The following is a 26,416-nucleotide window of genomic DNA, read 5'->3' on the forward strand; positions in this document are numbered from 1 at the left end:
AACTCCGCGACGTGGGAGAACAGCAACGCGCTGATCCCGTTCCTGCGTCCGGTGCTCGAGGGGCGGCGTCGTGGGACGCCAGCGAGACGCTGTCGCGCGCCATCGAGATCCGGGCCGGGCACGTGGTCAACCCCGCGATCCTGGCCTTCCAGGGGCGCAGCGCCGAGCACCCGCACGCCGTGGGCTGAGCCCGGCGGGTCCGGCCCGGGTCCGGCTCAGGTCGGCCAGGCGGCTGCCAGCAGCCCGCGGGTCTCGCCGAGGAGCTCGGGCAGGGTCTTGGTGCGCCCGATGATCGGCATGAAGTTCTGGTCGCCGGGCCACCGCGGCACGACGTGCTGGTGCAGGTGGGCGGCGATGCCGGCGCCGGCGACGTGGCCCTGGTTCATCCCGATGTTGAAGCCCTCGGCGCCGGAGACGCCGCGGACGACCCGCATCGCGGTGCGGGTGAGGTCGGCGATCTCGGCCGCCTCGGCGTCGGTCGTCTCCGTGTAGTCGGCCAGGTGGCGGTAGGGGCAGACCATCAGGTGGCCGGGCGCGTAGGGATACAGGTTGAGCACGACGTAGGCGAGCTCGCCGCGGTGCACGACCAGGCCGTCCTCGTCGCCCAGCTGCGGCACCCGGCAGAAGGGGCACTCCCCCGACGACGCGTCGGCGGGCTTGTTCTCGCCGCGGATGTAGGCCATCCGGTGCGGGGTCCAGAGCCGGTCGAGCTCGTCGGGGTCCCCGATGCCGTCCTGGTGCAGGGGCGCGTCGCTCATGGTGGCGATCCTAGAGTGGTGCCGTGCCCGAGCCCCTGCTGCGCCCCGCCACGGACGAGGACGCCGAGGCGGTCGCCGACCTGTGGCACCGCGGCTGGCACGACGCCCACCCGGGCCACGTCCCCGACGGCCTCACCGCCGGCCGCACCCGCGCCGCCTTCGGCGAGCGCACGCCGGCGATGCTGCCGGTCACGACCGTGGCCGAGGCCGACGGAGCCGTCGCCGGCTTCGTGATGGTCGTGGGCGACGAGGTCGAGCAGGTGTACGTCGCCGCCGCGCACCGCGGCACCGGCCTGGCCTCGACGCTCCTGGACGAGGCGGAGCGCCAGGTCGCCGCGCTCGGGCACGACGAGGCCTGGCTGGCGGTCGTCGAGGGCAACGCCCGCGCCCGCCGGTTCTACGAGCGGCGCGGCTGGTCCGACGGCGGGGCGCTGCCCTACGAGGTCACCGCCGGGGGCGCGACCTTCGTCTCCCCGTGCCGCCGCTACGTGAAGCGGGTCCGCTGAGCGGGCGGTCGGGCTAGTACTGGTGGAACCAGCGGCCCAGGTCGCGGTGCACGGTCCCGCAGGTGACGTTCTGGTCCCGCGCCTGCTCCACCCACTGGGCGAGCACGGCCTCGCCGCCCTGGATCACCCACTCGTCGCCGCAGCGCCGGGTTGCCTCGGCCCGCGACGTCTCCCCCGCCGCGCGCCACTCGGGCACGCCCAGCGACAACCCGCCCACGACGCCCGACCAGAGCGTCGGGGTGGAGTAGACGCCGATCGCGAAGCCGCTGTCGGTGTAGCCGCGGGCCGCGCCCTGCACGACCGCCGCGTTCGCCACCACGTCGGTGCTCCAGTCGAAGTCCGGCACCGGCTCGACGTCGATCCACACCACCGGGCTGACCAGCCCGACGCGCTGCATCGAGGCCACGTTGAACAGCGCCTGCTGGTAGCCGACGTTCCCGAGCGCCCCCAGCGCGGTCGAGCCGTCGTACGGCCCCTGGTCGGCGAAGCGGGCGACGGTCGCGTCGTCGGGGTAGCTCGCCACGGCGTACGCCCCGGCCAGCAGCCGCCGGTCACGGACGTACGCCGTCTGCTCGGCGAGGCAGGGGTTCGGCGTGAACCCTGGGCCGTTGGTCAGGCCCAGCACGACGTAGCGCGCGGCCGGGAGCGGCCCGGGCGACCCGTTGGACCGCTTCTGCGGGATCCCCATCCCCTTCGGGCACTGCGGCCAGCTGATGTCCGAGCCCAGCACCGGGGCGCGGAAGGACGGGACGGGGTTGGTGGGGACGGCGGCCGCGGCCTGCTCGGCCTGCTTGCGCAGCGCGGCCAGCCGCTTCGCCTCGGCGTCCGCCCCCTTCTTGAGCGGGGGCGCGGGCGGCGACGCGCTCGCCGCCGCACCGGAGGTCGGGGGCGACGCCCCGGGTTCGGAGCCGCCCCCGCACCCGGTCAGCAGGACCGAGACGGCGGCGAGCCCGGCCAGCGCCCGCCGCACGTCGCTCCCCGTCCCTAGACCTGCTCGCGCGAGGCGACGGCGGCCTGCACGCGGGCGATGGCCTCGTCGAGCGGGACGCCGTTGTCCTGGCGCCCGTCGCGGTAGCGGAAGGACACCGCACCGGCGGCGACGTCGTCGGCACCGGCGATCAGCATGAACGGCACCTTCTGCAGCTGCGCGTTGCGGATCTTCTTCTGCATCCGGTCGTCGGAGTCGTCGACCTCGACCCGCAGCCCCTTCGTCCGCATCGTCCGGGCCACGTCGTGCAGGTAGTCCGCGAACGCGTCCGCGACGGGGATCGCCTGCACCTGCACCGGCGCGAGCCAGGGCGGGAAGGCGCCGGCATAGTGCTCCACGAGCACCCCGAAGAAGCGCTCCAGCGAGCCGAACTTCGCGGAGTGGATCATCACCGGCTGCTGCCGCGAGCCGTCGGCCGCCTGGTAGGCCAGCTCGAAGCCCTTGGGCTGGTTGAAGTCGTACTGGATCGTCGACATCTGCCAGGTCCGGCCGATCGCGTCGCGCGCCTGCACCGAGATCTTGGGGCCGTAGAACGCCGCGCCGCCCGGGTCCGGGACCAGCGCGAGGCCGGAGCCCACGGCGACGTCCTCGAGGACCTTCGTGGCGACCGCCCAGTCCTCGTCGGTGCCGACGAACTTGTCCGGCTTGGAGTCGTCACGGGTCGACAGCTCGAGGTAGAAGTCGTCGATCCCGAAGTCGCGCAGCAGCCCGAGCACGAAGTCGAGCAGGTGCTTGACCTCCGCCGGCGCCTGCTCCGGGGTGACGTAGGAGTGCGAGTCGTCCTGGGTCAGCCCGCGCACGCGGGTCAGGCCGTGCACGACGCCGGACTTCTCGTAGCGGTAGACCGACCCGAACTCGAAGAGCCGCAGCGGCAGTTCGCGGTAGGACCGCCCCCGCGACTTGAAGATCAGGTTGTGCATGGGGCAGTTCATGGCCTTGAGGTAGTAGTTCGCGCCCTCGAACTCCATCGGCGGGAACATCGTGTCCGCGTAGTACGGCAGGTGCCCGGAGGTGTGGAAGAGCCCCTCCTTCGAGATGTGCGGCGTCCCGACGTACTGGAAGCCCTCCTCGATGTGCCGCTGGCGGACGTAGTCCTCCATCTCACGCTTGATCACGCCACCCTTGGGGTGGAAGACCGCGAGGCCGGAGCCGATCTCGTCGGGGAAGCTGAAGAGATCCAGGTCGCGCCCGAGCTTGCGGTGGTCGCGGCGCTCGGCCTCCTCGATGCGGTGCAGGTGCTCCTCCAGCGCCTCCTTGGTCTCCCAGGCGGTGCCGTAGATGCGCTGCAGCATCTTGTTCTTCTCGTCGCCGCGCCAGTACGCCGCCGCCGACCGCATCAGCTTGAAGGCGGGGATCCGCTTCGTGGTGGGCAGGTGCGGGCCGCGGCACAGGTCGCTCCACGCGACGTCGCCGTTGCGGCGGACGTTGTCGTAGATCGTGAGCTCGCCGGCGCCGACCTCGACCGAGGCCCCTTCGGCAGCGTCCTCGGACTTGCCCGACCCCTTGAGCCCGATCAGCTCGAGCTTGTAGGGCTCGTCCTTCAGCTCGTTGAGGGCGTCCGCGTCGGTGGTGACCCGGCGGTCGAACTTCTGCCCCTCCTTGATGATCTTGCGCATCGCGGTCTCGATCTTCGCGAGGTCCTCGGGCACGAAGGGCTTCTCGACGTCGAAGTCGTAGTAGAAGCCGTTCTCGACCGGCGGCCCGATGCCGAGCCGGGCCTCGGGCCACAGCTGCTGCACCGCCTGCGCCATCACGTGGGCGGTCGAGTGCCGCAGGATGTCGCGGCCGTCCTTCGAGTCGATGGCCACACCCTCGACCTCGGCGCCGTCGGTGAGCTCGTGGGCGAGGTCGCGCAGCTGGCCGTCGACGCGGGCCGCGATCACGGCGGCGTCGTCCTTGAACAGCTCCCAGGCCCGGGTGCCCGTCGTGACCGTCGTGTCCTGACGCGCATCGGCGTGGACGAGGACGATCTTGAGGTCGGACACAGGAGTTCTCCTTGGCGGTGCGGGAGGTACGGACGTCACGATCGTATCGACGTCCGTACCTCCGGCGCGCGCGAGATACCCCCGGCCGACCGTGGGAGCGGTCTCAGAGGATGTAGAGCATCTCCTGGTAGGTCGGCAGCGACCACAGGTCGTCGGCCACGAGGCCCTCGAGGGCGTCGGCGCTGGTGCGCACCGCGGCCATCGCGGGGAGCACGGCGTCGCGGCAGTGGACGGCCTCGGCCATCGCGTCGCCGTCGACCTCGTGGTCCAGCGCCTCGGCCAGCGTCCGCAGCGCCGAGCACAGGGCCGCGACCGGGGCCGACACCTCGAGGAGCAGGGAGGTGTCGGCCTCGACGCCGGCCGCCGTGAGCGCGGCGACGTTCTGGGCCAGCTCTGTCTGGTAGCGGACGGCGGCGGGCAGAACCGTCGTCGTCCCCATCTCCAGGGTGAGCCGGCCCTCGACGCCGATGCTCAGGACGTACTGCTCGAGCCCGATCTCGTAGCGGCTGTGCATCTCGCGGTGGTTGAAGACGCCGTACGTCTCGAACAGCGCGAGCGCGTCGTCGGAGACCAGCTCCGGGAGCGCGTCGACCGTGGTCCGCAGGTTCTTCAGGCCCCGCTGCTCGGCCTCGACCTGCCACTCGTCGGAGTAGCCGTTGCCGTTGAAGATCACCGCACCGTGGTCGGCGATGATCGCGGCGAGCACGTCCTGGACGGCCTCGTCGAAGTCGGTGCCGGCCGCGACCGCGGTCTCGAGCGTGGTCGCGATGTGGTCGAGCGCCTCGGCCATGATCGTGTTGATCACGACCATCGGGCCGGCCACGGTCTGCAGCGAGCCCGGCGCGCGGAACTCGAAGCGGTTGCCGGTGAAGGCGAACGGGCTGGTGCGGTTGCGGTCGCCCGGGTCGGTCGGCAGGTCGGGCAGCGAGTCGACGCCGATCATCATCGTGCCCTTCTCCTTCGACCGGGTCGCACCGCCCTTGGCGATCTGGTCGAAGACGTCGGCGAGCTGGTCGCCGAGGAAGATCGAGATGATCGCCGGCGGCGCCTCGTTCGCGCCGAGCCGGTGGTCGTTGCTGGCCGAGGCGACCGACGAGCGCAGCAGGCCGCCGTACTTGTGCACCGCGCGGATCACGGCGGCGCAGAAGACGAGGAACTGCGCGTTGTCGTGCGGGGTGTCGCCCGGCAGCAGGAGGTTGCCCTCGGTGGCGTTGCCGAGGGAGAAGTTCACGTGCTTGCCCGAGCCGTTGACGCCGTCGAAGGGCTTCTCGTGGAAGAGGCACTCCATGCCGTGCTTGCGCGCGACGCTCTTGAAGGTCGTCATCAGCAGCTGCTGGTGGTCGGAGGCGACGTTCGCGCGCTCGAACATCGGCGCGATCTCGAACTGGCCGGGGGCGACCTCGTTGTGGCGGGTCTTGGCCGGGATGCCGAGCTTGAAGAGCTCCCGCTCCGTGTCCATCATGAAGCCGAGCACGCGCTCGGGGATCGCCCCGAAGTAGTGGTCGTCGAACTCCTGGCCCTTCGGCGGCTTCGCCCCGAAGAGCGTGCGGCCGGCGTTGATCAGGTCGGGCCGCGCCAGGAAGAAGTGGCTGTCGACGAGGAAGTACTCCTGCTCCGGCCCGCAGTAGGACACCACGCGCGACGGCTCGTGACCGAAGAGCCGCAGCACCCGCTCGGCGTGGTCGGCCATCGCGCTCTGCGAGCGCAGGAGCGGCGTCTTGTGGTCGAGCGCCTCCCCCGTCATCGAGACGAAGACGGTCGGGATGCAGAGCGTGTTGCCGTTCGGGTTCTCCAGGACGTACGCCGGGCTCATCACGTCCCAGCCCGTGTAGCCGCGCGCCTCGAAGGTGTTGCGCAGACCGCCGTTCGGGAAGCTCGAGGCGTCCGGCTCGCCCTGCACCAGCGTCTTGCCGGCGAACTCCGCCAGCGCGGTCCCGTCGCCGACCGGGTCGAGGAAGCTGTCGTGCTTCTCGGCCGTCAGGCCGGTGAGCGGGTAGAAGACGTGCGCGTAGTGGGTCGCGCCCTTCTCCAGCGCCCAGTCCTTCATGGCGCTCGCGACCGCGTCCGCGACCAGGGGGTCGAGCGGCGCCGAGCCCTCGATGGTGGCCAGCACCGACTTGTAGACCGACTTCGGGAGCCGCTTCTGCATCACCGTGGTACTGAAGACGTTCTCCCCGAAGATCTCTCCCGGCGCCTCGCCCGGCGTGAAGCTGACGGCCGGCGGGACGTACGCCTCGACGTCCTTGATCGCCTGGAGACGAACCTTGTTTCCACTCACGCGACATTCCCCTGCGATAGAGCCTCTGACGGCTGACGGCCCGAGATCTCCGTCAACGTAGGTGGCCCAGGTGCACCGTCCGGGGTCGCGCGTGTTTCGGCTGCGTGAAACTTCAACAGCCGTCGTGACGGGGCGGGTCAGCCCTCCATGTCGCGGTAGCGCTGCGACTGCGCGAGCAGGTCCCGCACCGTCGCCGCGTCGCCGGTCCTCATCGTCATCTCGTCGGTGCCCCAGCCCGTGGTGTACGGCGTGCCGTACGCCGCCGTGTCGCGCTGGTAGCGCCACCCCTCGGCCAGCGGGCCGGCGTCGACGACGTCGTACCCCAGGTCGTCGAGCAGGTCGGTCACGGTCTTCTTGGCGCCCTCGTCGTCGCCGGCGATGGCCAGCGCGCTGCGGTCGTCGGCGCCACGGGGCCGCGCCAGGCCGAGGAGGTGCTCGAAGTAGATGTTGTTGAAGGTCTTCACCACGTGCGACTCCGGCAGGTGCGCCTGGAGCAGCTCGCTCACGGTCGTCGACTCGTCGTCGAGCTCGGCGATGTGCCCGTCGCGCTGCGGGTAGTAGTTGTTGGTGTCGATCACGACCTTGCCGCGCAGCGGCTCGACCGGGACGTCGCGGTAGGCCTTGAGCGGCACGGTCACGACGACGACGTCGCCGGCCTCCGCGGCCTCGGTCGAGGTGGCGGCCCGGGCGTGGTCGCCGAGCTCCGCGACGAGGTCGGCCAGCGTCTCCGGACCCCTGCTGTTGCTGAGCACGACGTCGTGGCCGGCCGCGACGGCCAACCTCGCGACGGTGCTGCCGATGTGTCCTGCGCCGATGAGTCCGATGGTGGTCATGCGAGACCGAACGGCGCGGAGCGGCGGATCATTCCGTGCCGGTCACCAGCCCGCGCAGCACCGCGGTCACCGTCTCGACGCCGACGAGCGCCTCGTCCGTGCCGACCTGCTCGAGGGCGAGCCCGTTGACGAGCGCCAGCAGCACCACCGCCGCCTCACGGGCCGGCACGACCAGCTCCAGCCCCCACGCCGCTGCCGCGCCGGACAGCAGCTCGGTGGAGGCGTCGACGGTCGCGCCGCGGACCTCGGCCAGCCGTCGCGCCAGGGCGGCGTCGCCGTCGGCGAGGCCGCGGAACTCGGCGAGCACCAGGATCGGTCGGCTCGCGGCCGCCAGGGCGAGCAGGCCCTCCGCGACGGCGGCGAGGTCGGGCTCCGTCCCCGGCCCCGACAGCTGCGCGAGGGCCTCCGTGCGCTGAGCGTTCTCCCGCACCAGGAGGGCGAGGAAGAGGTCCTCCTTGCTGGCGAAGTTGGAGTAGACGGCCCCCTTGGAGAAGCCCGCTCGCGCGGCGATCCGGGCCAGCGTCGCGCCGTGGTAGCCGTCGGCGGCGAAAGTCTCGTGGGCCGCGGCGAGCACCGCCTCCCGGACGCTGTCCCGGGTCGGGCGGGTGCGTTCGCGTCGTGTCGTCATCGGGCCCCGAGTGTAGGGTGCCGCATATGAATACCGTTGGTATCGAGTTGCATCGGCGCCGGCGCGGACCCCTGGCGGTGCTGACGCTGGTCGTGGGTGTCGCCCTGGGTCCCGCCTTGACGACCGGCGTGCCGTCGTACGCCGCGTCGGCGGCCGGCACGACGACCTCCTCCCCCGCGGCCGCCCCGCGGGCCGAGGGCCGCTGGGTGTCGTTCCGGACCACCGAGTCCGACCGGGAGCCGACGGCCGCCCACACGGCGGCGTGCCGCGAGCACCTCGGCCCGGTCCTCGGCCAGGCCGTGCCGATCCAGCTGGAGGCGGACCTCTTCAGCTTCACCACCGGTCGCCGGGACGCCGTGGTGCGCGACGAGACCGCGCGCCGCGTCGGCCGCGGCTACCTCTGCACCAGCGGTCCCGACCCGGCCGACACCGCCGACCCCGGCACCAACGCCGGCTACGCCGTCGTCCGGCTGCCGGGGGTGGGCCGGGTCGAGGCGCTCGGCGGCTGCGAGCTCATCCCCGAGCCGTCCCAGCCCGGCACGGCCTTCTTCAACTGCCGCCTGCGGCTGCTGCCCGACCCCGCGCACGGGGTCGTCGGCGGGTTCGTGACGAGCAACTCGGTGCTCAACCCGGCGCAGGTCCCGGGCAACGCCACCGGCTCGATCTGGACGGCGTACGTCGAGCGCACGGCCTGGCCGACGAGCCGGCACCGCTCGCCCCACGTGCCGGGGCTGGTCGCCGGCGACGTGTCGGGCGCCCGGGTCACCTTCGCCTCGACGCGCGGCCACCCGCGGCCGGTCACCGACGCGTCGTGCACGGGCACTGCGGAGCGGGTGCGGCTGACCCGCGTCCAGTCGCGCCTGCGGACCAGCCTCTTCCCCGTCCGGCAGCGCGGTCACCGGGCCGGCGTGCTGCGGCTGTGCGCGCCGGCCGGCTCCATCGGCACCTTCGAGACCACCGGCACGGTCCGCGTGACCGGCCCCCTCGGCGATCCTGTGACGCTGCCGGTGAGCGGCACCTGCCGCACCCCGAGCCCCCACGGCAGCGACGTGCGCGCGTGCACGCTCGAGGTCACGCCCGACCCGACGGCCGGGGTCCAGGGCGGGTTCGTCACCACGATCGGTCCCGACCGCCCCGCCTCACGGGTGACCGGGCACCGCCCCGTCGTCACCGTGGCCCTGCTGCCGGTGGCCGCCGGTCAGCAGCGGGCGCGCGCTCCGCGCCGCCCCGGGACGCTGCTGTCCGCGCACCGGCTCGCGGCCCAGAGTGCGCCGGGCGTGCCGCTGGCGGGCGCCCGCGCCTGGCGGGTCCGCTACCTCAGCCGCGACCTCCACGGCGCGCTCGTCCCGGTGACCGGCACCGTGCTGGTCCCCGACGCCGCACCGGCGACCGCCCTCGTCGGCTTCGCCGCCGGCACCCAGGGCCTGGCCGACCGCTGCGCGGTGTCCCACCAGCTCGCCGCCGGCACGGAGTACGAGATCGCGAACATCGGCGCCCTGCTGGCCCGCGGGTACGCCGTGGCGGTGAGCGACTACCCGGGCCTCGGCACGCGCCCCGAGCACACCTACGTCGTCGGTGAGGCACTCGGCCGGTCCGTCCTGGACTCGATGCGGGCGGCGCGCCAGCTGCGCCGAGCCCACCTCGGCACCGACCTGCCGACCGCGGTGACCGGCTACTCCGAGGGCGGCGGCGCCGCGGGCTGGGTGGCGCAGATCGCGCCGGCGTACGCCCCCGACCTCGCGCTGCGGGCGGTCGCCGTCGGCGGCGTCGTCGCCGACCTGCCCGCGACCTTCCACTACGTCGACGGCGGGCCGGTCTCGTTCCTGACGGCGTACACGCTCAGCGGCTTCATCGCGGAGTACCCCCACCGCCACCTCGGCCGCTCCCTGACCCCGCGCGGGCACCGGGTGCTGGACGACCTGCGCGACACCTGCATCGACGAGGCCGCGGCGCACTACCCGCCGCTCACCAGGGCGCGCGAGCTCACCCGCGTCCCGGTGCTGCAGATCTCCGGTCTGCGCCACCTGCTGCGGCACCAGAGCCTCGGCCGCACGGCCCCGACCATGCCGGTGCTGCTCCAGCACAGCCCGACGGACGAGGTGCTGCCGTACGCCGCCGCCACCGCGCTCGCCACGACGTGGACCGACGCCGGCGCCGACGTGGACTTCCGCCCCGTCGCCGGCGACCACGTCACGGCCGGCTTCGCCGCCGACCAGGTGGCCTACGCCTGGCTGGCCGAGCACCTGGCGCCCTGATCCCGGACGAGCAACGAGCCCCTGCTCCCGGCTTGTTCGCGGGATCAGGGGCTCGTGTCGGTGGGCGATACTGGGTTCGAACCAGTGACCTCTTCGGTGTGAACGAAGCGCGCTACCACTGCGCCAATCGCCCGTTCTCGCGCCGCGGGACGTGTCCCGGGTGCGGTCGCAGACTCTAACGCATCGCCGGAGCGTCTTCACACTTCGGGCCGCGGACGGGCTCCGCGCGCCAGTCCCCGCGTCATGGACGGCGCCCTCGCCCGTCCCATCAGCACCTGCGGCCGTCCCGGGCCGCCTCGTGCAAGGAGCGACGTGCCCCAGCAGCCCATGTCACGGGCCCTCTCCCAGGAGCTCGCCCTCCAGTGCCTCGACCCCCAGGGCCGGGCGGTCGAGCTGACGGCCTCGTTCGGGTACGACCCCACCGACCCGTACGCCGTGTGGATCACCTTCCCGTCGCGTGACGGTGACGTGAGCTGGGCGATGTCCCGCGCGGTGCTCCTGCAGTCGCTCACCGACCCGGCCGGCCAGGGCGACCTGCGACTGTGGCCGAGCATCGACGAGCTCGGCCGGGCCGTCGTCGTGCTGGAGTTCCAGTCCCCCGACGGCCGGCTGATCGCGCAGGCGAACACGCAGGAGGTCTACCGCTTCCTCAGCCGGACCCTCGCGGCCGTGCCGGCCGGCACGGAGAGCGCGCGGCTCGACGTCGACGCGATGATCGCCTCGATCCTCGACCGCCCCGGCGACTGAGCGGGCTCAGCGCCCCAGCAGCTCCGGCTCGCGCCGGCGCCACAGCTCGGCCACCTCGCGGGTCACGGGACCCGGCGCCTCGAGCGACCGGTCGTCCCACTGGTGGACGCCCTGCACGTCGCGGGTCGTCGACACGAGGAACACCTCGCTCGCGGACCCGACGACCTCGATCGGCTCGTCGACCTCGGTCCCGCCGTACCACTCGAGCACCAGAGCGCGTGTGACGCCCGCGAGGCAGCCGCTGGCCAGCGTCGGCGTGCGCAGCTGCCCGTCCACGACGTAGAAGACGTTGGAGCCGGTGCCCTCGCACAGGTGGCCCGCGAGGTTGGCGAAGATCGCCTCGGACGCCCCCCGGCGGTGCGCCTCGGCGAGCGCGACCACGTTCTCGGCGTACGACGTGGTCTTGAGGCCCGCGAGCGCGCCCCGCTCGTTGCGCGGCCACGGGACGCTCGCCACGGACGTGCTCGCCGGCCACGGCTTCATCGCGTCGGCCACGACCACCAGGGTCGGCGCGGCGTCACCGCGTCCCGAGCCGAGTGGTGCCGGCCCGCCGGTCAGGGTGATCCGGATCCGGCCGAGCGGCAGCACCTGGTCCTCCAGGACGGCGTCCACCCCCCGGCGTACGGCGTCGAGGTCGACCTCCGGCAGCCCCAGCCCGGCCGCCGACCGCTCCAGCCGCTCGAGGTGCGCCTGCAGGGCGAACGGCTCGCCGTTCACGACCTTGATCGCCTCGAACACCCCGTCCCCCACGGTCAGCCCGTGGTCGGTCACCCCGATGGCGGGGGCCGTGGGGTCAGGCAGCAGGTCTCCGTCGATCCAGGCGCGCATGGCCTCACTCTAGGAGCGCTCCGGGAGCCTCGACGGGACCGCAACACGCCTGCCGAACCCGGATTTTGCACCCCCAGAGGCATCGGCTACTGTTCTCACGCACGCCGACACCGGGTCAAAAGCCCGGACGGAAGCATGCGGACATAGCTCAGTTGGTAGAGCGCAACCTTGCCAAGGTTGAGGTCGCGAGTTCGAGTCTCGTTGTCCGCTCGGAGAGGTCTCATCCTCCACGGTGGAGTGGCCGAGAGGCGAGGCAACGGACTGCAAATCCGTCTACACGGGTTCAAATCCCGTCTCCACCTCGATCGCCCAGACGTTAGATTGATGGGCGACACGGGCGATTGGCGCAGTGGTAGCGCGCTTCCTTGACACGGAAGAGGTCACTGGTTCAAACCCAGTATCGCCCACCAGCACGAACAGCCCCTGACAGCGGAGACGCGGTCAGGGGCTTTGTTGTTCCCGTTGAGCGCTACGAGGCTCTGAAGGCGCCACTCCTTTTGCGAAGGAGGGTTGAGCGGCGACCCAAGGTAAAGACTCCGCCATTCGCCAGTCCGCCTTCACTGCCGTTGCTCTACTTGCGCCGGAACATCGCGCTCGGTTCTCACGGGGGAAACATGCAGGCACGTGACTCGGTCATTCTTCGACGCTGTCTTCCCCACCGCTCGAGGTCGCACCTCATGCGCGGGCTCGGCGCGGTTGTCGCGTCGTTCTTCATGGTGCTGGCCGGCACCGCCCTGGCGCCCCCGGCCCAGGCAGCAGAGATCGTGCTCTGTACCGGCTTCAACGGGTGCAACAGCGCAGGAATGGGCAACGCCGGCTACCAGAACGTCTACACCCAGTCCTTCTGGGGTGCCTACGGCGGTCACAACTGCACCAACTACGTGTCCTTCCGCATGCAGCAGGCAGGTGCCGCCAAGCCGCTCAGCGGACCCATGGGCAATGCGAACCAGTGGGGCCACAATCTCGCATCGATCACCAACCAAACGCCCGCCGTCGGATCCATCGCGTGGTGGGACTCCGGCGCTGGTCAAGGGCAGGACGGCCATGTGGCCTACGTCGAGCAGGTCACGTCCGACGGCATCATCACCTCCGACGACAGCTTCGGCGGCGACTTCCACTGGCACAAGTACACGCGAGGCAGCCTGTGGCCCTCAGGTTTCATCCACATCAAGGATGCCGCTCCGAGCGGCGACGGAAGTCTCATCAACCACGCCGGCATGGTTTACCGAGTGGTGGGCGGGGCGCCGTTGTACGTCTCCAGCTTCGATGCCATCGGTGGGTCCCAGCCCTCCACCACGGTGAGTGACGCTCAGTTCGCGGCGCTGCGCCAGTACCCGGCTGATGGAACCGTGGTGAGCGTCAAGGCCGGGTACGTCTACCGGTTCGCGGGAGGCGCGCCCCTCTACGTGTCCAGCTGGGATGCGATCGGTGGATCGCAGGCCGCCCCGATGGTGGACCAGGCAGCGTTGGAGAACCATGGTGGCGAGCCGTGGAATCACACGCTCGAGTACCCCTCGGACGGGACGCTGGTCAACGCCGGGGGCGACGTCTACCGATTCGCCGGCGGCGCTGCGCTCTACGTGTCCAACTTCGACAACATCGGTGGATCTGCGCCGTCGACGACCGTTGACAGGGCAGCGCTCGACAACCAGGGCGGAGCCCCGTGGAACCACTCCCGTGCCTACCCCGCGGATGGGACGCTGGTGAACGCGGCCGGGAACGTGTACAAGTACGCCGGCGGCGCTCCCCTGTACGTGTCCAACTTCGATGCCATCGGAGGTTCTCAGCCGTCGACGACGGTCGACGAGTTCGCGCTAACCCACGCAGGTGGGGTGCCCATCAATCACTCGTTGATCGTGCCGGCGGACAACACCTTCCTTCGATCGATGGTGACGGGTGAGGTCTACGCCGTCACTGGCGGGCTCGCGCGGTACGTACCCTCGTGGGATGCCTACGGTGGGCCTCAGCCCACGATCGACGTGGACATCGAGGCGATCCGCAATGCCGGTCTCCCGGGCGTATGGGCCCACCTGTCGAGTCAGCGTCCTGAATCGCAGTTGGACCGGCTGACCAGGTCGGGTGGGCGACTGCAGGCCCTCTTCTCGGCTCCGGCACAGTCGAGTGCCGTCACGAGCTTCGACGTGCGATACCGATTCACTCGGCCCCACCACCGGAGCCGGGCCTGGAGCTACCCAGCCGCTTGGCAGGCAGTCACGGGTATGTCGGTGTCTCGGTCTGCCACTCGCGCCGGCAAGTACTGCGTCGCTGTCCGGGCCCACAACCGGGCCGGACTGACCGAACCGTGGAGCGCACCTGTGTGCAAGAGAGTGAGCTGAGCGCGAACCAGCCGCCAACCAGCGGCAGGCCGCGACCGAGACACTGCCGAACGCCTGCTGTTGCACGTTCGGACCCTCGCATGAGCTTCGGGAGGGTCCGAACGTGCAGGGACGTGCTCACGGCTCCTGGAAGACCTCGATGATCTGGGCGTCCTCGCCGTACAAAATGCCGGTCACCCACTGCCCCGACTTCACGGGCGGCCCGTGCACGACCAGCGCCCCGCCCACGTCGCCGTACGCCGTGGTGCGGACGCCGATGGCGCTCTGGTCGGAGTTGACGGCCTTGACGCGGCCGGAGAAGTGGCGCTGCTGGATCCCGTCGGGGTGCAGCGCCCAGCCGATCCCGGCGCTCGCGCCGGCGATCAGCACGCCGGCCAGCGTGAGGGACACCACCGTGGCCCGGGCAGGAGAGAACTCGGTCATGGCGCGACTCTAGGAGCGCGCGGCCGGAAATGGAGCGACACCCCGGTCCCCCCTACAAGGACGGGGTGTCGAGAGCCGCCCACGCACGCGGGGACGACCCGCGAGAAGTCTGCGACGGACGCCCGGGCCCGGGCATCCTCCGATCGGTCAGGACCGACGGGGCATGAGGAACCGCCAGGGGCTAGGGGGGACGCGGCTCCTGGCGGTTCCTCTGCAGCATAGGCCGTCGGTCGCAGGAGACCGCATCGGTGGCGCCGGAGTCCCCCGCCGCACGTCCCAGCGGCCCCACAGCCTCGGACGGGGACCGGGACCATGGGGCCGCGCAGGGAGTGGCGATCGACCAGCTCGCGACGGGTCGAGGCACCAAGGGTGCCGGGACGGTGGTGTCTGCAGCACCCCGGTGTCTCGGCGTGACCAACAGTAGGCCGGGCGGCGGCTCGGCGAGGGGCGATCGGCCCCACCTCATCCCCAGGGGTGGGGCACCCGTCTAGAGCGGCCCGCCGGTCGGAGGGCGGACGAGGAGGGACCCGTCGACGGTGCGCAGCGTGTCGGGCTCGAAGCCGTTCCTCACGCCCCACAGCACGGCCTGCGCCCGGCTCTGCACGCCGATCTTGCGGTAGGCGATGCGGACGTAGGTCTTGACCGAGTTGATGCTGAGGTAGGCCCGGTCCGCGATGGCCTGGTTGCTGAGGCCCTGCGTGATGAGGGCGATCACCTCGGCCTCGCGCGGCGACAGCCCGGCGGCGCGACCGGGCCAGTCGCCCTCGCTCCCGACGCTCGTCTCGTGGTCGCCGGGCATGACCACGACCTCACCGTCCATCACGCGGCGCAGCGCGGCCACGATCTCCGGGCCGGTCAGGACCTTCGACAGGTAGCCCCGCGCCCCCCGGTCGACCGCCTGCTGGATCAGCTGGGCGTCGAGGTTCCAGCTGTAGATCACGACGGGAGCGCCGCTGTCGCGGACGAAGTCCTCGAGGTCGAGCTGGCTGCCCTGGATCTGGGCGAAGGTGTCGTAGAGGACGACGTCGACGTCGGCGACGACCGGGAGGCAGGCCTCGGTCTCGACGACGTCGATCTGCTCCTCGGCGAGGATCGCCGCCACCCCGGCGACGACGACCGCGTAGTCGTCGACGATCGCCAGGCGGAGGGGACGTGTCACGTGAGGTCCATGCGCAGCACTGTAGCGACAGTCCGGCGTACGGCGTGGGCTCGTCCGGACGACTGCTGCGAGCCGGATCACGTCCGGAGCAGTGATCCGCGGGGTGGGGTCGCTCCGAAGGAGGAAGGTGACCACCTCTCCCCCGCTGCTCGTGACCGCCCTGCACGCCGGCGACCTCGTCGGCGCCGGGCTCCGGGTCGTGCTGGCCCGGCACGCGGACCGGGTCCGGCTGGTCGACAGCGACCGGGTGGGCGAGGCGGACGTGGTGCTCATCGACTCGATCGGCCTGCTGACCCGGCTGAGCGAGGTGCCCACGACCACGCGGACCGTGGTGCTGTCCACCGAGCGCACCCATGCGCTGGTGACGGTCGCGCTGGCGGCGGGGGCGAGCGGCTACCTGTCCATGACGCTGTCGCCGGCCGAGCTCGTCGACGCGCTCGTCGCCGTCGCTGCGGGCGACACGGTGGTCGCGCTGGGACCGGAGCCCGAGCTCCTCCCCGTCGTCCCGCCCGGCGAGCTGTCGCGACGCGAGCTCGAGGTGCTGACCCTCATCGGCAGCGGCTACAGCAACGGCGAGATCGGGCTGCGGCTCTACCTCTCGGAGAACACCGTGAAGACCTACGTGCGGACGGCCTACCGCAAGATTGGCGTGACGCGCCGGGCGCACGCCGTCCGCTGGGCCGTCGACCACGGCCTGCGGCTCAAGCCGCTGGGCGAGCGGGCACGCAGCCGCGTCTAGGTCTTGTCGGTGGTGAAGCCGTGGTCCATCGCCCAGCCGACCGCCTGCGAGCGCCGGGTGGCGCCGATCTTGCGGTACGCCGAGCGGATGTAGGTCTTGACCGAGTTGATGCTCAGGTAGAGACGCTCGGCGATCTCGGGGTTGCTGAGGCCCTGGGTGATGAGCCCGAGGACCTCGGCCTCGCGCTCGGAGAGCCCTTCCGCCTGGGCCAGCCACTCCTCCGCGGGGACCAGGTCGGCGGTCTCCCCGGCGTACACCGCCTCGATGGCCGCGACCAGGCGTGCGGCGTCGGTGCCCATGGGCACGGTGGTCACGGCGCCCAGCTGGACGGCGCGGGCCGCGAGGTCGGGCCGCAGGTCGCGACCGAGCGCGATCACGCCCTTGCCGAGCTCCACGAGGCGGGTGAGCTCCTCGCTGTCGCGGTCGACCATCCCGAGCACGTCGTACACGACGACGTCGACCTGGCGGTGGAAGGTGGCCAGCCCGTCGTGCGGCGTCAGCACCTCGATGCGGTCCCCGAACGGCGCCAGCATCGAGACGATGCCGGCGGTCACGATGTGCTGGCTGCCCACGATGAGCAGCCGGATCGGCCCTCCACTCACGACGCGATTATGACAAGCAGGCCCGGCGGGCACCAGCACCCTTTCGGGTTGTCCGTCCACCTCGGAACGCGGGCTGACCAGCCGGAACTGCCCGGAAAGAGGACGAACCGCCGGGGTCTCGGGTCCCCGGCGGTTCGTCGGTGAAACCGTAGCGCGACGGTCCCGACGAAGGCGAGGGCCGCGGGCTCAAGGTTTCCACAAGTTCGCGGAGGGACCGGCCGGCACGGCTGAAATAAGTAGAACCGCCGGGGTCTCGGGTCCCCGGCGGTTCTGAGAGAAACGTACCTCCCGAAACCCTTAGATTCCCTGAGGATTTCCCTCAAGGTTTCCTCAAGTTGACCCGGATCTTGTGATTCAACCCCCGACCGCGGTCACCGCTGGGTCAGCTGGTCGGCGGGCAGCCACTCCTCGACGAGCGCCCACTCCCCGGGCCGCAGCGTCACGGCGTAGACCACCCGTCCCTCCCAGGACACGGTCGTGCGACGCCACTCGACCAGCAGGCCGGGACGCTTGACGCCACGCAGGTCGACCGCGTCGGCCACCCAGCAGTGCCGCACGGGGCAGGTGTCCTCGACCGGCTCCGCGCCGACCACGGGTCCGGTGGCCGCACCGGCGCGCCGGCGTTCGCCGAGCGGGATCCCGCTCCCCTGCCTGTTCATCCCGCCAGCCATGCCGACCATCATCGCACCTCGTTCGAACACCTGTTCGCACGACGGTGGATCCGGTGCCTTCTCAGGCGGAGCGGCTGGCCGGCGGATCCGGCAGTGCGACGTTGTCGGCCTGGAGGTAGCGCGGCAGCGTGAACTCGAAGACGGTGCCGCGGCCCTCGGGGTTGTCGCGCGCGACGATCGTGCCACCGTGCCGCGCGACGATGCGGCGCACGATCGACAGGCCCAGGCCGCTCCCCTCGAAGTCGCGGTGGTGGGCGCGGTGGAACTCCTCGAAGATCCGGTCGTGCTCCCCCGCGGGCATCCCCACACCGTTGTCGGCGACCCGGATCGTCACCGCGTCGCTGCCGCCGTCGTCGACGACCGCCGTCACGGTGATCCGGGGGGCACGGTCGGGGTCGACGTACTTCAGCGCGTTGCCGAGCAGGTTGTCGAGCACCTGCCGGACCAGGACCGGGTCGGCCGCGACGGGCGGGATCCGGCCCCAGGTGACGGCCGCCTCGGCGTGCCGCGCCGCGACCACCTCGGCCACCTCGGCGGCGACGTCGACGCGGGTCACGTGCAGGTCCCGGGCGCTGCTGGTCGCGTGGGCCAGCAGGTCGCGGATCAGCTCGCGCATCCGGCGCGAGGAGTCACGCACCTTCGAGACGAACTCGCGGGCCAGCTCCGGGTCGAGCTCCCCCGCCTCCAGCTCGTCGCCGATCATCTCGGTCCACCCGTCGATGGCCGCCAGCGGGTTGCGGAGGTCGTGGGCCACGACGCCGGCGAACGACGCCAGCTCCTCGCGCCGCGCCCGCTCGACGGTGACGTCGCGGCACAGCATCAGCGCCCGGGACCGCCCGGTCTGGGCGTCGGGCGGCAACGGCGAGGCCGAGATCGCGAGGATCCGGGGCCCGAGCGCCGGCACCTCCACCAGCACCTCGAGGTCGTGCACGGTCTCGCCGCGCAGGGCGCGGTACGACGGCCGCTCGTCGTCGAGGAGTGGCGAGCCGTCCGGGTGGGTCGCGCCGATGCCGTAGAGCGAGGCCGGTCCGGTGCCCACGGGCTCGAGGATCGCGGCGGCGGCGCCGTTGCGGACCAGCAGGTCGCCGCTCTCGTCGAAGACGACAAGCGCCTCGTCCATCGAGCTGATGATCGCGTCGCGCAGGCGGGCCTCGTAGACCGCCTGCTCCTGGGTGCGGCGCAGGGTCGCCGCCAGCGCCTGCCGCTCATCGCGCCCGGTCGACAGCGCCAGCGCGGTCACGACGATCGTGGCGACGTAGAACTGGGCGAGCAGGGCGCCGACCTCCGCGCCCGGCACGTCTGCGAACGGACCGATCCCGCGCAGGGTGAGCGCGACGGTCGCAGCGCCGATGAGGGTGGCGTGCAGGGCGCTGAGCAGCGTCGCGAACCGGAGCCCGACCCAGGTCGTGGCGGCGAGCAGCGGGAAGGCCAGCGGCAGGTCCTCGAAGACGAAGGCCAGGACGTACATCCCGCTGGTGAAGACGATCGCCGCGAGCAGCTCGAGGTGGCCGGCGGCGGCCGACGCGGCGATCGGTGCGCGGGGGCCGGGGCTGGTGACCCGCTGCCCGACCAGCAGCCCGACCGTGGTCAGCGTGAGAACGCTGCAGAGGTTGCGGCCGAACCACAGCAGCCCGCCCAGTCCGTCGAGCCGGCCGTTGATGAGCCCGAACGCGAGCGTCCCCAGCAGGGCCGCCGCGCCGGTGGCCAGCAGCGCAGCCCCGATGTAGCGCGCGAGCGACCGCGGGGAGTCCAGCGGTCGTCGGCCGCCGCAGCCCCACAGGTGCGGGCACCAGCGGCGCATCAGGGTGACCGCCACGAGGGTCTGGAGGACGTTGGTGACGACCAGCACGAGGCTGACGTCGAGGGAGGCGCCGGTCACGAAGTTGACGCCCAGCACGGAGCCGGCGAGCAGCGCCGTGTCGAGGCTGCGGGCTCCGGCGCCGCGGACGAGGAACCACAGGACGGCCGCGCCACCGGCCGGCCAGACCAGCGCGAAGGTCGTGCCGTCGAACAGGGTGGCGCGCCCGGCGAACCCGAGCGCGACGTACAGCAGCACGAAGGCGGCCAGCACCTGCCACTGCTCAGCACGGGGTCGTGCGTCGCTCTGCGGCATCCACACCCCTGTCTCATGCCCCCAGCACTTGTCGACGAGGCTAGACCTGCGGCGGCCCGCGCGTGCGGGAACGCGCTCAGTCGTCGTTCGCGAGCTCCTCGCCGTGCGTCCCGGGACGCGGGGCCCACGGCAGCTCACGGGCCGGGCGTACGACGATCAGCCGGTCACCGCGGGCGAGCTGGGTGACCACCGGGTCGAAGTAGCGGTAGACCTTCTCGTCGCGCACGACCGAGATCACCTGGTCGGGCAGCGTCTGCGGCTGCTTGCCCACCTCGGTGACCAGCAGGTCGCGCTCGGCGACCTCGAGGCCCTCGCCGTACGTCAGCAGGTCCTCCATCACGGAGCCGAGCGTCGGCGAGAGCGACGAGAGGCCGAGCAGGCGGCCGACGGCGTCCGAGGACGTGATGACGGAGTTCGCGCCGGACTGCTTCATCAGCGGCGCGTTCTCCTGCTCGCGCACGGCCGCGACGATCCACGCGTCCGGGTTGAGCTGGCGCACGGTGAGGGTCGCCAGCACGTTGGAGTCGTCGCGGTTGGTCGTGATGATCACCTGGCTGGCCTCGGCGACGCCGGCGCGGCGCAGCACCTCGCGCCGGGTGGCGTCGCCCGAGACGACCGCGAGCCCGTCGGCGTGCGCGTCGGACATGGCGGAGGCGCTGGGGTCGACCACCACGATCGCCTCGCGGTTCTGCCCGTTGTTGATCAGGGTCTCGACCGCGCTGCGGCCCTTCGTGCCGTAGCCGACGATGACGACGTGCTGTCCCATGTTCTTCCTCCAGCGTGCGACCCGGAACATCTCGCGGCCCTGGGAGGCGAGCACCTCCAGGGTGGTACCGATCAACAGCACCAGGAACGCGATGCGGAGCGGCGTGATGACGAACGCGTTGATCAGCCGGGCGTGCTGGGCGACCGGCGCGATGTCGCCGTACCCGGTCGTGCTCAGCGTGACGGTCGTGTAGTAGATCGAGTCGACCAGGTTGACCTTGAAGTACGGCGGGTCGTTGCCGTCGCGGTACCCGTGACGGTCGAGGTAGACCAGCAGCACGGTGCCGACCAGGATCGCCAGCGCGGCCAGGAGCCGGCGCCCGAGCTCCCACCACGGTGAGCGGCGGTTCTCGGGGAGGGCGACCTTCCCGCGGGCGCGCCCGGGGGTCAGGTCGCTGCTGGCGTCGGACACGGGGCGAATCTAGTCCACGGGGTCGGCGGTCCCGGGGACATCCGCACCCCGGTCCTTGGTCATCGCCGTGCGCAGGCGCGTCATCAGCTCCAGGCGGGCCCGGGTGGTCGCCTTCTGCGGGAAGACGGTGTCGAAGGCGGCGTTGACGGCCGCGCCGATGAGGACCGCGATCGCGACGAGGTAGAGCCAGATCAGGATCGCGATCGGGGCGGCCAGCGGGCCGTAGATCGAGCGCGAGTCGTGCGCGGTGACGGTCAGCACCCAGCGCAGCAGGTAGGAGCCCAGCACCCAGGCGATGAGCGAGAAGGTCGCCCCCGGGAGGTTGAAGCTCCAGTTCGTCCGGACCGGCACGGACACGTGGTAGAGCGTCGCGAGGAAGCAGACGCAGATGACGACGACCACCGGCCAGTAGAAGCCGAGCAGGAAGTCGAAGCGCGGGGGCAGCCAGTCCCCGACCAGCGACGGCCCGGCCACCACGAGCGGGATCGAGATGACGCCGGTGATCATCGCCAGGATGTAGAGGAGGAACGACAGCGCCCGCGTCTTGACGATCCCGCGGTGCCCGCCGAGCCCGTGCATGATCGTGATGGTGTCGACGAAGACGTTGAGGGCACGCGAGCCGGACCACAGCGCGAGCACGAAGCCCAGCGAGATCACGTCGAAGCGGCCGCCCTTGAGGACGTCGTTGATGGTCGGGATGATGATCCGCTCGACGGCGCTCTCGGTGAGCGCCCGCTGGGAGAGCTCGATGATCGCCGAGCGCACGTCGGCCACCTCGGCCGGGCTGAACCGGTCGGTGACGTAGCCGATCGCCCCCGCCATCGCGAAGATCAGCGGCGGCACGGACACGACGGCGAAGAAGGCCGCCTCGGCGGCCAGCCCGGTGACCCGGTAGCGCAGGCACGAGCTGACGGTCGTGACGATCAGCCGCCACACCACCTCGCGGGCCTGGTCGACCCAGGTCGGTGCGGCCGCGGGCCCGGCGGCCGGAGACGCAGCGGACGGCTGGGTCTCCGAGGGGGGCATGGCTCTACGGTATCCACCATGGAACGCCGCACCGCTGCCGACATTCGGACCGACGACATCAGGATCGTCACGAACCAGGCTCCCCCGCTGGTGGGCCACAACGTCGTCACGGCCGACCTGGCGCTCGTGGAGGCCGTCACCCGTCACGGCTCCGCCGAGGTCGTCGAGGACCTCGCCCCGCTGGGCGCCGAGGCCGGCACCGCCGAGGCCCGCGAGCACGGGATCCTGGCGAACGAGCACCACCCCGAGCTGACGCCGTACGACCGCTACGGGAACCGCATCGACGAGGTCGCCTTCCACCCGTCGTGGCACTGGCTGATGGAGCGCGCCGTCGGGCACGGGCTCGCCGCCGCGCCCTGGGAGACCGATGCGCCGCACGCGCACGTGCGCCGGGCGGCCGGCTTCATGGCGTGGTCCCACACCGAGCCCGGCCACGGCTGCCCGATCTCGATGACGTACGCCGCCGTGCCGGCGCTCCGGGCCGACGACGCGATCGCCAAGGAGTGGACCCCGCTGCTGGCCTCCACGACGTACGACCCCGGCCTGCGCACCCCCTCGACCAAGCGCGGTGCGCTGGCCGGGATGGGGATGACCGAGAAGCAGGGCGGCTCGGACGTCCGGGCCAACGTGACGGTGGCGCGGCCGACGTCGACCGACGGGGAGTACACCCTGCACGGCCACAAGTGGTTCACCTCGGCGCCGATGAACGACATGTTCCTCGTGCTCGCGCAGGCGCCCGACGGCGTCACCTGCTTCGTGGTGCCGCGCGTGCTGCCCGACGGGACCCGCAACCAGCTCGACGTGGTCCGCCTCAAGGACAAGCTCGGCAACCGCTCCAACGCGTCCTCCGAGCTGGAGTTCCGCGGCACCGTCGCCCAGCGCCTCGGCGACGAGGGCCGCGGCGTGCGGACGATCATCGAGATGGTCGCCGCCACCCGCCTCGACTGCGTGCTCGGCTCGACCTCGCTGATGCGCCGGGCCCTCAACGAGGCGTCCTGGCACGCGGCGCACCGCTCGGCCTTCGGCTCCCTGCTCGCGGACAAGCCGCTGATGCAGAACGTCCTGGCGGACCTCGCCGTCGAGACCGAGGCCGCCACCGCGCTGGCGATGCGGCTGGCCGCGGCCGTCGACCGCGCCCACGACCCGCACGAGGCGGCGCTGCGCCGCATCGCCCTGCCGCTGGCGAAGTTCTACGTGTGCAAGCGGACGCCGTTCATGGTCGCCGAGGCGCTCGAGTGCCTCGGGGGCAACGGGTACGTCGAGGAGTCGGTGATGCCGCTGCTCTACCGCGAGGCGCCGCTGAACTCCGTGTGGGAGGGCTCCGGCAACGTCAACGCCCTCGACGTCCTGCGCGCGCTGTCCCGCGAGCCGGAGGCGCTGGCCGCCTGGATCACCGAGGTCGGCCTGGCCCGCGGGGCCGACGCCCGGCTAGACCGCGCCGTCGACGAGACCCTGGCCCTCCTGGGTGACGAGGCCACCCTCGAGGTGTCCGCCCGCCGCCTGGCCGGCCGGATGGCCGCCTGCCTGCAGGGCTCGCTGCTGGTCCGCTTCGCCCCGGCCGAGGTGGCCGACGTCTACTGCGCCTCCCGGCTCGGTGGCTCCGAGGGCACCTTCGGCGCCCTCCAGGGCGGCGACCTGGCCGCCATCGTGGCCCGGGCCACGCCCACGCTCCCCTGATCGTCGGCCGCGGCTCCCCCGGTGGTTGAGGAGGTTGCGCAGCACCGCTCCCCCGGTGGTTGAGGAGGTTGCGCAGCAACCGTCTCGAAACCACCCACCCCGTCCCCAGCAGGTGGTTTCGAGACAGGCGCCAGAGCGCCTTCCTCAACCACCGGGTCACCGTGGTTGGGGAGGTTGCGCAGCACCGCTCCCCCGGTGGTTGAGGAGGTTGCGCAGCAACCGTCTCGAAACCACCCACCCCGTCCCCAGCAGGTGGTTTCGAGACAGGCGCCAGAGCGCCTTCCTCAACCACCGGGTCACCGTGGTTGGGGAGGTTGCGCAGCAACGCCCCTCCGGTGGTTGAGGAGGTTGCGCAGCAACCGTCTCGAAACCACCCGACCCGTCCCCAGCAGGTGGTTTCGAGACAGGCGCGAGAGCGCCTTCCTCAACCACCGGGTCACGGTGGTTGAGGAAGTTGCGCAGCAACGCCCCTCCGGTGGTTGAGGAGGTTGCGCAGCAACCGTCTCGAAACCACCCGACCCGTCCACAGCAGGTGGTTTCGAGACAGGCGCCAGAGCGCCCTTCCTCAACCATCGGGTCACGGTGGTTGGCGAGGTTGCGCAGCAACGCCCCTCCGGTGGTTGAGGAGGTTGCGCAGCAACCGTCTCGAAACCACCTAACCCGTCCACAGCAGGTGGTTTCGAGACAGGCGCCAGAGCGCCTTCCTCAACCACCGGGCCCGGTCACGACCTCGCGCGCAACGCCGCCCACGACCGGCTGGACAGCTCCGGCAGCGCGGCCCAGTCGCCGCGGATGAGCGCGTCACGCTTGCGTCGGTTCCAGCCCTGCACGCGCTTCTCGAAGGCGAACGCCTCTTCGATGCGGGCGAAGTCGGCCGCCCAGACCAGTCGCACCGGTCGGCGGTGGCGTGTGTACGCCGCCCCCGCTCCCAGGTTGTGCTGGCTGATGCGGCCCTCGAGGTCGATCGTGCTGCCGACGTAGTACGAGCCGTCGGCGCACTCGACGATGTAGGTCCACGCCATGCCCCCACCTCAGGTCAGGTGGGGGCACGGCGTCCAGGGGTCGTCCGGCTGCCTGTGGACGACCGCCTGCGGTCGAGGTGGTTTCGAGACGGTTGCCGGAGCAACCTCCTCAACCACCGGTCGCCTTCGTGGTGGTTTCGAGACGGTTGCCAGGGCAACCTCCTCAACCACCGGTTGCCTTCGTGGTGGTTTCGAGACGGTTGCCAGGGCAACCTCCTCAACCACCGGGTGCCTTCGTGGTGGTTTCGAGACGGTTGCCGGGGCAACCTCCTCAACCACCGTGCCGGGCCTCAAACCGTGGCGGGGACCCGCTCCGGCTCGACGGGCTCGTGGTCGTCGACCATGGTGAGCTCGTCGAAGGGGTCGTTGCCGCCGAGCACGCGGTCGAGCTGGGGGCGGTCGAGGCCGCCGGTCCAGTGCGCGATCAGGAGGGTGGCGATGGAGTTGCCGGCGAAGTTCGTCAGCGCGCGGGCCTCGGACATGAAGCGGTCGATGCCGACGATGAGGCCGACGCCGTCGAGGAGCTCCGGGCGGTGCGAGCTGAGGCCACCGGCCAGGGTGGCCATGCCGGCGCCGGTGACGCCGGCGGCGCCCTTGGAGGCGATCATCATGAACAGCAGCAGCGAGATCTGCTCACCGATGCTCAGCGGGTCACCGAGGGCCGAGGCGATGAAGAGCGAGGCCATCGTCAGGTAGATCGCGGTGCCGTCGAGGTTGAACGAGTAGCCGGTCGGCACGACGATGCCGACGGTCGGCTTGTCGACGCCCGCGTGCTCCATCTTGGCGATCAGCCGGGGCAGGGCGGACTCGGAGGACGAGGTCGAGAGGATCAGCAGGAACTCGCGGCCGAGGTACTTGAAGAGGCTGAAGACGTTGACGCCCGTGACGACCTTGAGCAGCGTGCCCAGCACGAGGAAGACGAACAACGCGCAGGTGATGTAGAAGCCGATCATCAGCACCGCGAGGCTCTTGAGCGCGTCGACACCGGTCTCGCCGACGACGGCGGCCATCGCGCCGAAGGCACCCACCGGGGCCGCCCACATGATCATCGAGAGCACCCGGAAGACCACGCGCTGGACGTGACCGATGCCGCGCAGGATCGGCTGGCCCGAGCGGCCCATGGCCAGCACGGCGAAGCCGACGAGCAGGGCGACGAGGAGCGTCTCGAGGACCTCGCCGGAGGTCAGCGCGGAGAACAGCGAGGTCGGAATCAGGCCCAGCAGGAAGTCGGTCGTGGTGCCGGCGCCCTCGGCCTGCGCGGCGCCCGCCGCGGCGGTCTCCTCGGTCAGGTTGAGGCCCGATCCGGGGTGCAGGACGTTGCCGACGACCAGTCCGATGGCCAGGGCCACGGTCGACATCGTGAGGAAGTAGCCGAGCGCGAGCCCGCCGACCTTGCCGACCCGGGCGGCGCTGGCCACGGAGCCGACGCCGATCACGATCGTGCAGAAGATGACCGGCTGGATCATCATCTTGATGAGCGCCACGAAGGCGGTGCCGATCGGCTTGAGCTGGACGGCGAAGTCGGGAGCGACCAGCCCGACCAGGATGCCGAGCGCCACCGCGACGATGACGGCGATGTAGAGGTAGTGGGTGCGGTTGCGCGGCGGCGCAGGCGCGGGGGTGCTGACACTCATCGGATTCCTCCTGGTTCGGACCGGGCGCTCC

Annotated in this window: 22 protein-coding genes and 4 tRNA genes; 9 read left to right on the forward strand and 17 right to left on the reverse strand. The window is 71.6% G+C overall.

The annotated features are described in order from the left end of the window. Window positions 1-215 precede the first annotated feature (215 nt). Window positions 216-758, reverse strand: a complete 543-nt coding sequence (locus H5V45_RS22070; RefSeq protein ID WP_185254855.1) for an HIT family protein — start codon at window positions 756-758, stop codon at window positions 216-218. Window positions 759-781: 23 nt separating this feature from the next. Between H5V45_RS22070 and H5V45_RS19575 the strand changes: the two genes are divergently transcribed. Then, the gene (locus H5V45_RS19575) at window positions 782-1,264 is read left to right on the forward strand and encodes a GNAT family N-acetyltransferase (RefSeq protein ID WP_185254856.1); all 483 of its coding nucleotides are present in this window, start codon (window positions 782-784) and stop codon (window positions 1,262-1,264) included. Window positions 1,265-1,277: 13 nt separating this feature from the next. Here H5V45_RS19575 and H5V45_RS19580 read toward each other — a convergent pair whose 3' ends face one another. From H5V45_RS19580 to H5V45_RS19600, 5 genes are all read right to left on the reverse strand, one after another. Continuing rightward, complete coding sequence (locus H5V45_RS19580) at window positions 1,278-2,234, reverse strand: glycoside hydrolase family 25 domain-containing protein (RefSeq protein WP_185254857.1); 957 nt, start codon at window positions 2,232-2,234, stop codon at window positions 1,278-1,280. 14 nt (window positions 2,235-2,248) lie between these two features. Continuing rightward, on the reverse strand, window positions 2,249-4,237 hold the full coding sequence (thrS, locus tag H5V45_RS19585) for a threonine--tRNA ligase (RefSeq protein ID WP_185254858.1): 1,989 nt from the start codon (window positions 4,235-4,237) through the stop codon (window positions 2,249-2,251). Between the two features lie 103 nt (window positions 4,238-4,340). After that, window positions 4,341-6,515 (reverse strand): glutamine synthetase III domain-containing protein, encoded by a 2,175-nt coding sequence (locus H5V45_RS19590; RefSeq protein WP_185254859.1) that lies wholly within the window; start codon window positions 6,513-6,515, stop codon window positions 4,341-4,343. A gap of 137 nt (window positions 6,516-6,652) precedes the next feature. Then, window positions 6,653-7,348 (reverse strand): NADPH-dependent F420 reductase, encoded by a 696-nt coding sequence (locus H5V45_RS19595; RefSeq protein ID WP_185254860.1) that lies wholly within the window; start codon window positions 7,346-7,348, stop codon window positions 6,653-6,655. Window positions 7,349-7,376: 28 nt separating this feature from the next. Then, window positions 7,377-7,976 carry a TetR/AcrR family transcriptional regulator gene (locus H5V45_RS19600; protein ID WP_185254861.1) on the reverse strand — a complete coding sequence of 200 codons (600 nt, stop codon included), beginning with the start codon at window positions 7,974-7,976 and terminating at the stop codon, window positions 7,377-7,379. Window positions 7,977-8,002: 26 nt separating this feature from the next. On the opposite strand from H5V45_RS19600, the gene H5V45_RS19605 reads away from it, so the two are divergent. Next, on the forward strand, window positions 8,003-10,231 hold the full coding sequence (locus H5V45_RS19605) for a lipase family protein (protein WP_185254862.1): 2,229 nt from the start codon (window positions 8,003-8,005) through the stop codon (window positions 10,229-10,231). A 61-nt stretch (window positions 10,232-10,292) separates the two neighbouring features. Here the strand turns inward: H5V45_RS19605 and H5V45_RS19610 are convergent. Then, window positions 10,293-10,364, reverse strand: a tRNA-Val gene (locus tag H5V45_RS19610). 179 nt (window positions 10,365-10,543) lie between these two features. Here H5V45_RS19610 and H5V45_RS19615 point away from each other — a divergent pair. Continuing rightward, window positions 10,544-10,978: an SsgA family sporulation/cell division regulator gene (locus H5V45_RS19615; protein WP_343061654.1), complete on the forward strand. Its 435-nt coding sequence runs from the start codon at window positions 10,544-10,546 to the stop codon at window positions 10,976-10,978. 6 nt (window positions 10,979-10,984) lie between these two features. On the opposite strand, the gene H5V45_RS19620 is transcribed toward H5V45_RS19615, so the two are convergent. Next, a complete protein-coding gene (locus tag H5V45_RS19620) occupies window positions 10,985-11,806 on the reverse strand; it encodes an aminotransferase class IV (RefSeq protein ID WP_185254863.1) in 822 nt (273 codons plus the stop codon). A gap of 137 nt (window positions 11,807-11,943) precedes the next feature. Here H5V45_RS19620 and H5V45_RS19625 point away from each other — a divergent pair. The 4 genes from H5V45_RS19625 (at window position 11,944) to H5V45_RS19640 (ending at window position 14,142) form a co-directional block, all read left to right on the forward strand. Beyond that, window positions 11,944-12,016: transfer RNA gene (locus H5V45_RS19625), tRNA-Gly, on the forward strand. Between the two features lie 21 nt (window positions 12,017-12,037). Then, window positions 12,038-12,108 (forward strand) — tRNA-Cys (locus tag H5V45_RS19630). Window positions 12,109-12,141: 33 nt separating this feature from the next. Continuing rightward, a tRNA-Val gene (locus H5V45_RS19635) sits at window positions 12,142-12,216 on the forward strand. 267 nt (window positions 12,217-12,483) lie between these two features. Beyond that, window positions 12,484-14,142: a CHAP domain-containing protein gene (locus H5V45_RS19640; RefSeq protein ID WP_185254864.1), complete on the forward strand. Its 1,659-nt coding sequence runs from the start codon at window positions 12,484-12,486 to the stop codon at window positions 14,140-14,142. Between the two features lie 117 nt (window positions 14,143-14,259). On the opposite strand, the gene H5V45_RS19645 is transcribed toward H5V45_RS19640, so the two are convergent. Together H5V45_RS19645 and H5V45_RS19650 are read right to left on the reverse strand one after the other, a co-directional pair. Further along, complete coding sequence (locus tag H5V45_RS19645; protein ID WP_185254865.1) at window positions 14,260-14,565, reverse strand: hypothetical protein; 306 nt, start codon at window positions 14,563-14,565, stop codon at window positions 14,260-14,262. A gap of 487 nt (window positions 14,566-15,052) precedes the next feature. Next, window positions 15,053-15,724: a helix-turn-helix transcriptional regulator gene (locus H5V45_RS19650; protein ID WP_343061655.1), complete on the reverse strand. Its 672-nt coding sequence runs from the start codon at window positions 15,722-15,724 to the stop codon at window positions 15,053-15,055. Window positions 15,725-15,851: 127 nt separating this feature from the next. On the opposite strand from H5V45_RS19650, the gene H5V45_RS22775 reads away from it, so the two are divergent. Beyond that, window positions 15,852-16,463 (forward strand): response regulator transcription factor, encoded by a 612-nt coding sequence (locus tag H5V45_RS22775; RefSeq protein ID WP_343061656.1) that lies wholly within the window; start codon window positions 15,852-15,854, stop codon window positions 16,461-16,463. Here H5V45_RS22775 and H5V45_RS19660 read toward each other — a convergent pair. The 5 genes from H5V45_RS19660 to H5V45_RS19680 all read right to left on the reverse strand — a co-directional run bounded on the left by H5V45_RS19660 (window position 16,460) and on the right by H5V45_RS19680 (window position 22,052). Beyond that, window positions 16,460-17,065: a LuxR C-terminal-related transcriptional regulator gene (locus tag H5V45_RS19660; protein WP_185254868.1), complete on the reverse strand. Its 606-nt coding sequence runs from the start codon at window positions 17,063-17,065 to the stop codon at window positions 16,460-16,462. The genes H5V45_RS22775 and H5V45_RS19660 overlap by 4 nt on opposite strands. A gap of 371 nt (window positions 17,066-17,436) precedes the next feature. Beyond that, entirely contained in the window at window positions 17,437-17,724 is a 288-nt protein-coding gene (locus H5V45_RS19665) for a hypothetical protein (RefSeq protein ID WP_246416620.1), read from the reverse strand. A 73-nt stretch (window positions 17,725-17,797) separates the two neighbouring features. After that, window positions 17,798-19,849: an ATP-binding protein gene (locus H5V45_RS19670; RefSeq protein WP_185254870.1), complete on the reverse strand. Its 2,052-nt coding sequence runs from the start codon at window positions 19,847-19,849 to the stop codon at window positions 17,798-17,800. A gap of 76 nt (window positions 19,850-19,925) precedes the next feature. Beyond that, window positions 19,926-21,026 (reverse strand): NAD-binding protein, encoded by a 1,101-nt coding sequence (locus H5V45_RS19675; RefSeq protein ID WP_185254871.1) that lies wholly within the window; start codon window positions 21,024-21,026, stop codon window positions 19,926-19,928. A 9-nt stretch (window positions 21,027-21,035) separates the two neighbouring features. Beyond that, window positions 21,036-22,052, reverse strand: coding sequence for a YihY/virulence factor BrkB family protein (locus tag H5V45_RS19680; RefSeq protein ID WP_185254872.1), 1,017 nt, complete (start codon window positions 22,050-22,052; stop codon window positions 21,036-21,038). A gap of 18 nt (window positions 22,053-22,070) precedes the next feature. Here H5V45_RS19680 and H5V45_RS19685 point away from each other — a divergent pair, with 18 nt between their 5' ends. Further along, window positions 22,071-23,729 carry an acyl-CoA dehydrogenase family protein gene (locus tag H5V45_RS19685; RefSeq protein ID WP_185254873.1) on the forward strand — a complete coding sequence of 553 codons (1,659 nt, stop codon included), beginning with the start codon at window positions 22,071-22,073 and terminating at the stop codon, window positions 23,727-23,729. Between the two features lie 722 nt (window positions 23,730-24,451). On the opposite strand, the gene H5V45_RS19690 is transcribed toward H5V45_RS19685, so the two are convergent. Continuing rightward, window positions 24,452-24,751, reverse strand: a complete 300-nt coding sequence (locus H5V45_RS19690) for a GIY-YIG nuclease family protein (RefSeq protein WP_185254874.1) — start codon at window positions 24,749-24,751, stop codon at window positions 24,452-24,454. A gap of 290 nt (window positions 24,752-25,041) precedes the next feature. Continuing rightward, a complete protein-coding gene (locus H5V45_RS19695) occupies window positions 25,042-26,385 on the reverse strand; it encodes a cation:dicarboxylate symporter family transporter (protein WP_185254875.1) in 1,344 nt (447 codons plus the stop codon). Window positions 26,386-26,416: the final 31 nt, after the last annotated feature.

The organism is Nocardioides luti (assembly GCF_014212315.1).
In the GTDB taxonomy this organism is placed as follows: Bacteria; Actinomycetota; Actinomycetes; order Propionibacteriales; family Nocardioidaceae; genus Nocardioides; species Nocardioides luti.

What these genes read in the sequence shown, in the direction of transcription:
- H5V45_RS19605 (WP_185254862.1), top strand. Translation starts at nt 8,003, where the DNA reads ATGAATACCGTTGGTATCGAGTTGCATCGGCGCCGGCGCGGACCCCTG.
- H5V45_RS19620 (WP_185254863.1), bottom strand. Translation starts at nt 11,806, where the DNA reads ATGCGCGCCTGGATCGACGGAGACCTGCTGCCTGACCCCACGGCCCCC.
- H5V45_RS19690 (WP_185254874.1), bottom strand. Translation starts at nt 24,751, where the DNA reads ATGGCGTGGACCTACATCGTCGAGTGCGCCGACGGCTCGTACTACGTC.
- H5V45_RS19670 (WP_185254870.1), bottom strand. Translation starts at nt 19,849, where the DNA reads ATGCCGCAGAGCGACGCACGACCCCGTGCTGAGCAGTGGCAGGTGCTG.
- H5V45_RS19640 (WP_185254864.1), top strand. Translation starts at nt 12,484, where the DNA reads ATGCGCGGGCTCGGCGCGGTTGTCGCGTCGTTCTTCATGGTGCTGGCC.
- H5V45_RS19665 (WP_246416620.1), bottom strand. Translation starts at nt 17,724, where the DNA reads ATGAACAGGCAGGGGAGCGGGATCCCGCTCGGCGAACGCCGGCGCGCC.
- H5V45_RS19695 (WP_185254875.1), bottom strand. Translation starts at nt 26,385, where the DNA reads ATGAGTGTCAGCACCCCCGCGCCTGCGCCGCCGCGCAACCGCACCCAC.
- H5V45_RS19595 (WP_185254860.1), bottom strand. Translation starts at nt 7,348, where the DNA reads ATGACCACCATCGGACTCATCGGCGCAGGACACATCGGCAGCACCGTC.
- H5V45_RS19680 (WP_185254872.1), bottom strand. Translation starts at nt 22,052, where the DNA reads ATGCCCCCCTCGGAGACCCAGCCGTCCGCTGCGTCTCCGGCCGCCGGG.
- H5V45_RS19645 (WP_185254865.1), bottom strand. Translation starts at nt 14,565, where the DNA reads ATGACCGAGTTCTCTCCTGCCCGGGCCACGGTGGTGTCCCTCACGCTG.
- H5V45_RS22070 (WP_185254855.1), bottom strand. Translation starts at nt 758, where the DNA reads ATGAGCGACGCGCCCCTGCACCAGGACGGCATCGGGGACCCCGACGAG.
- H5V45_RS19600 (WP_185254861.1), bottom strand. Translation starts at nt 7,976, where the DNA reads ATGACGACACGACGCGAACGCACCCGCCCGACCCGGGACAGCGTCCGG.
- H5V45_RS19685 (WP_185254873.1), top strand. Translation starts at nt 22,071, where the DNA reads ATGGAACGCCGCACCGCTGCCGACATTCGGACCGACGACATCAGGATC.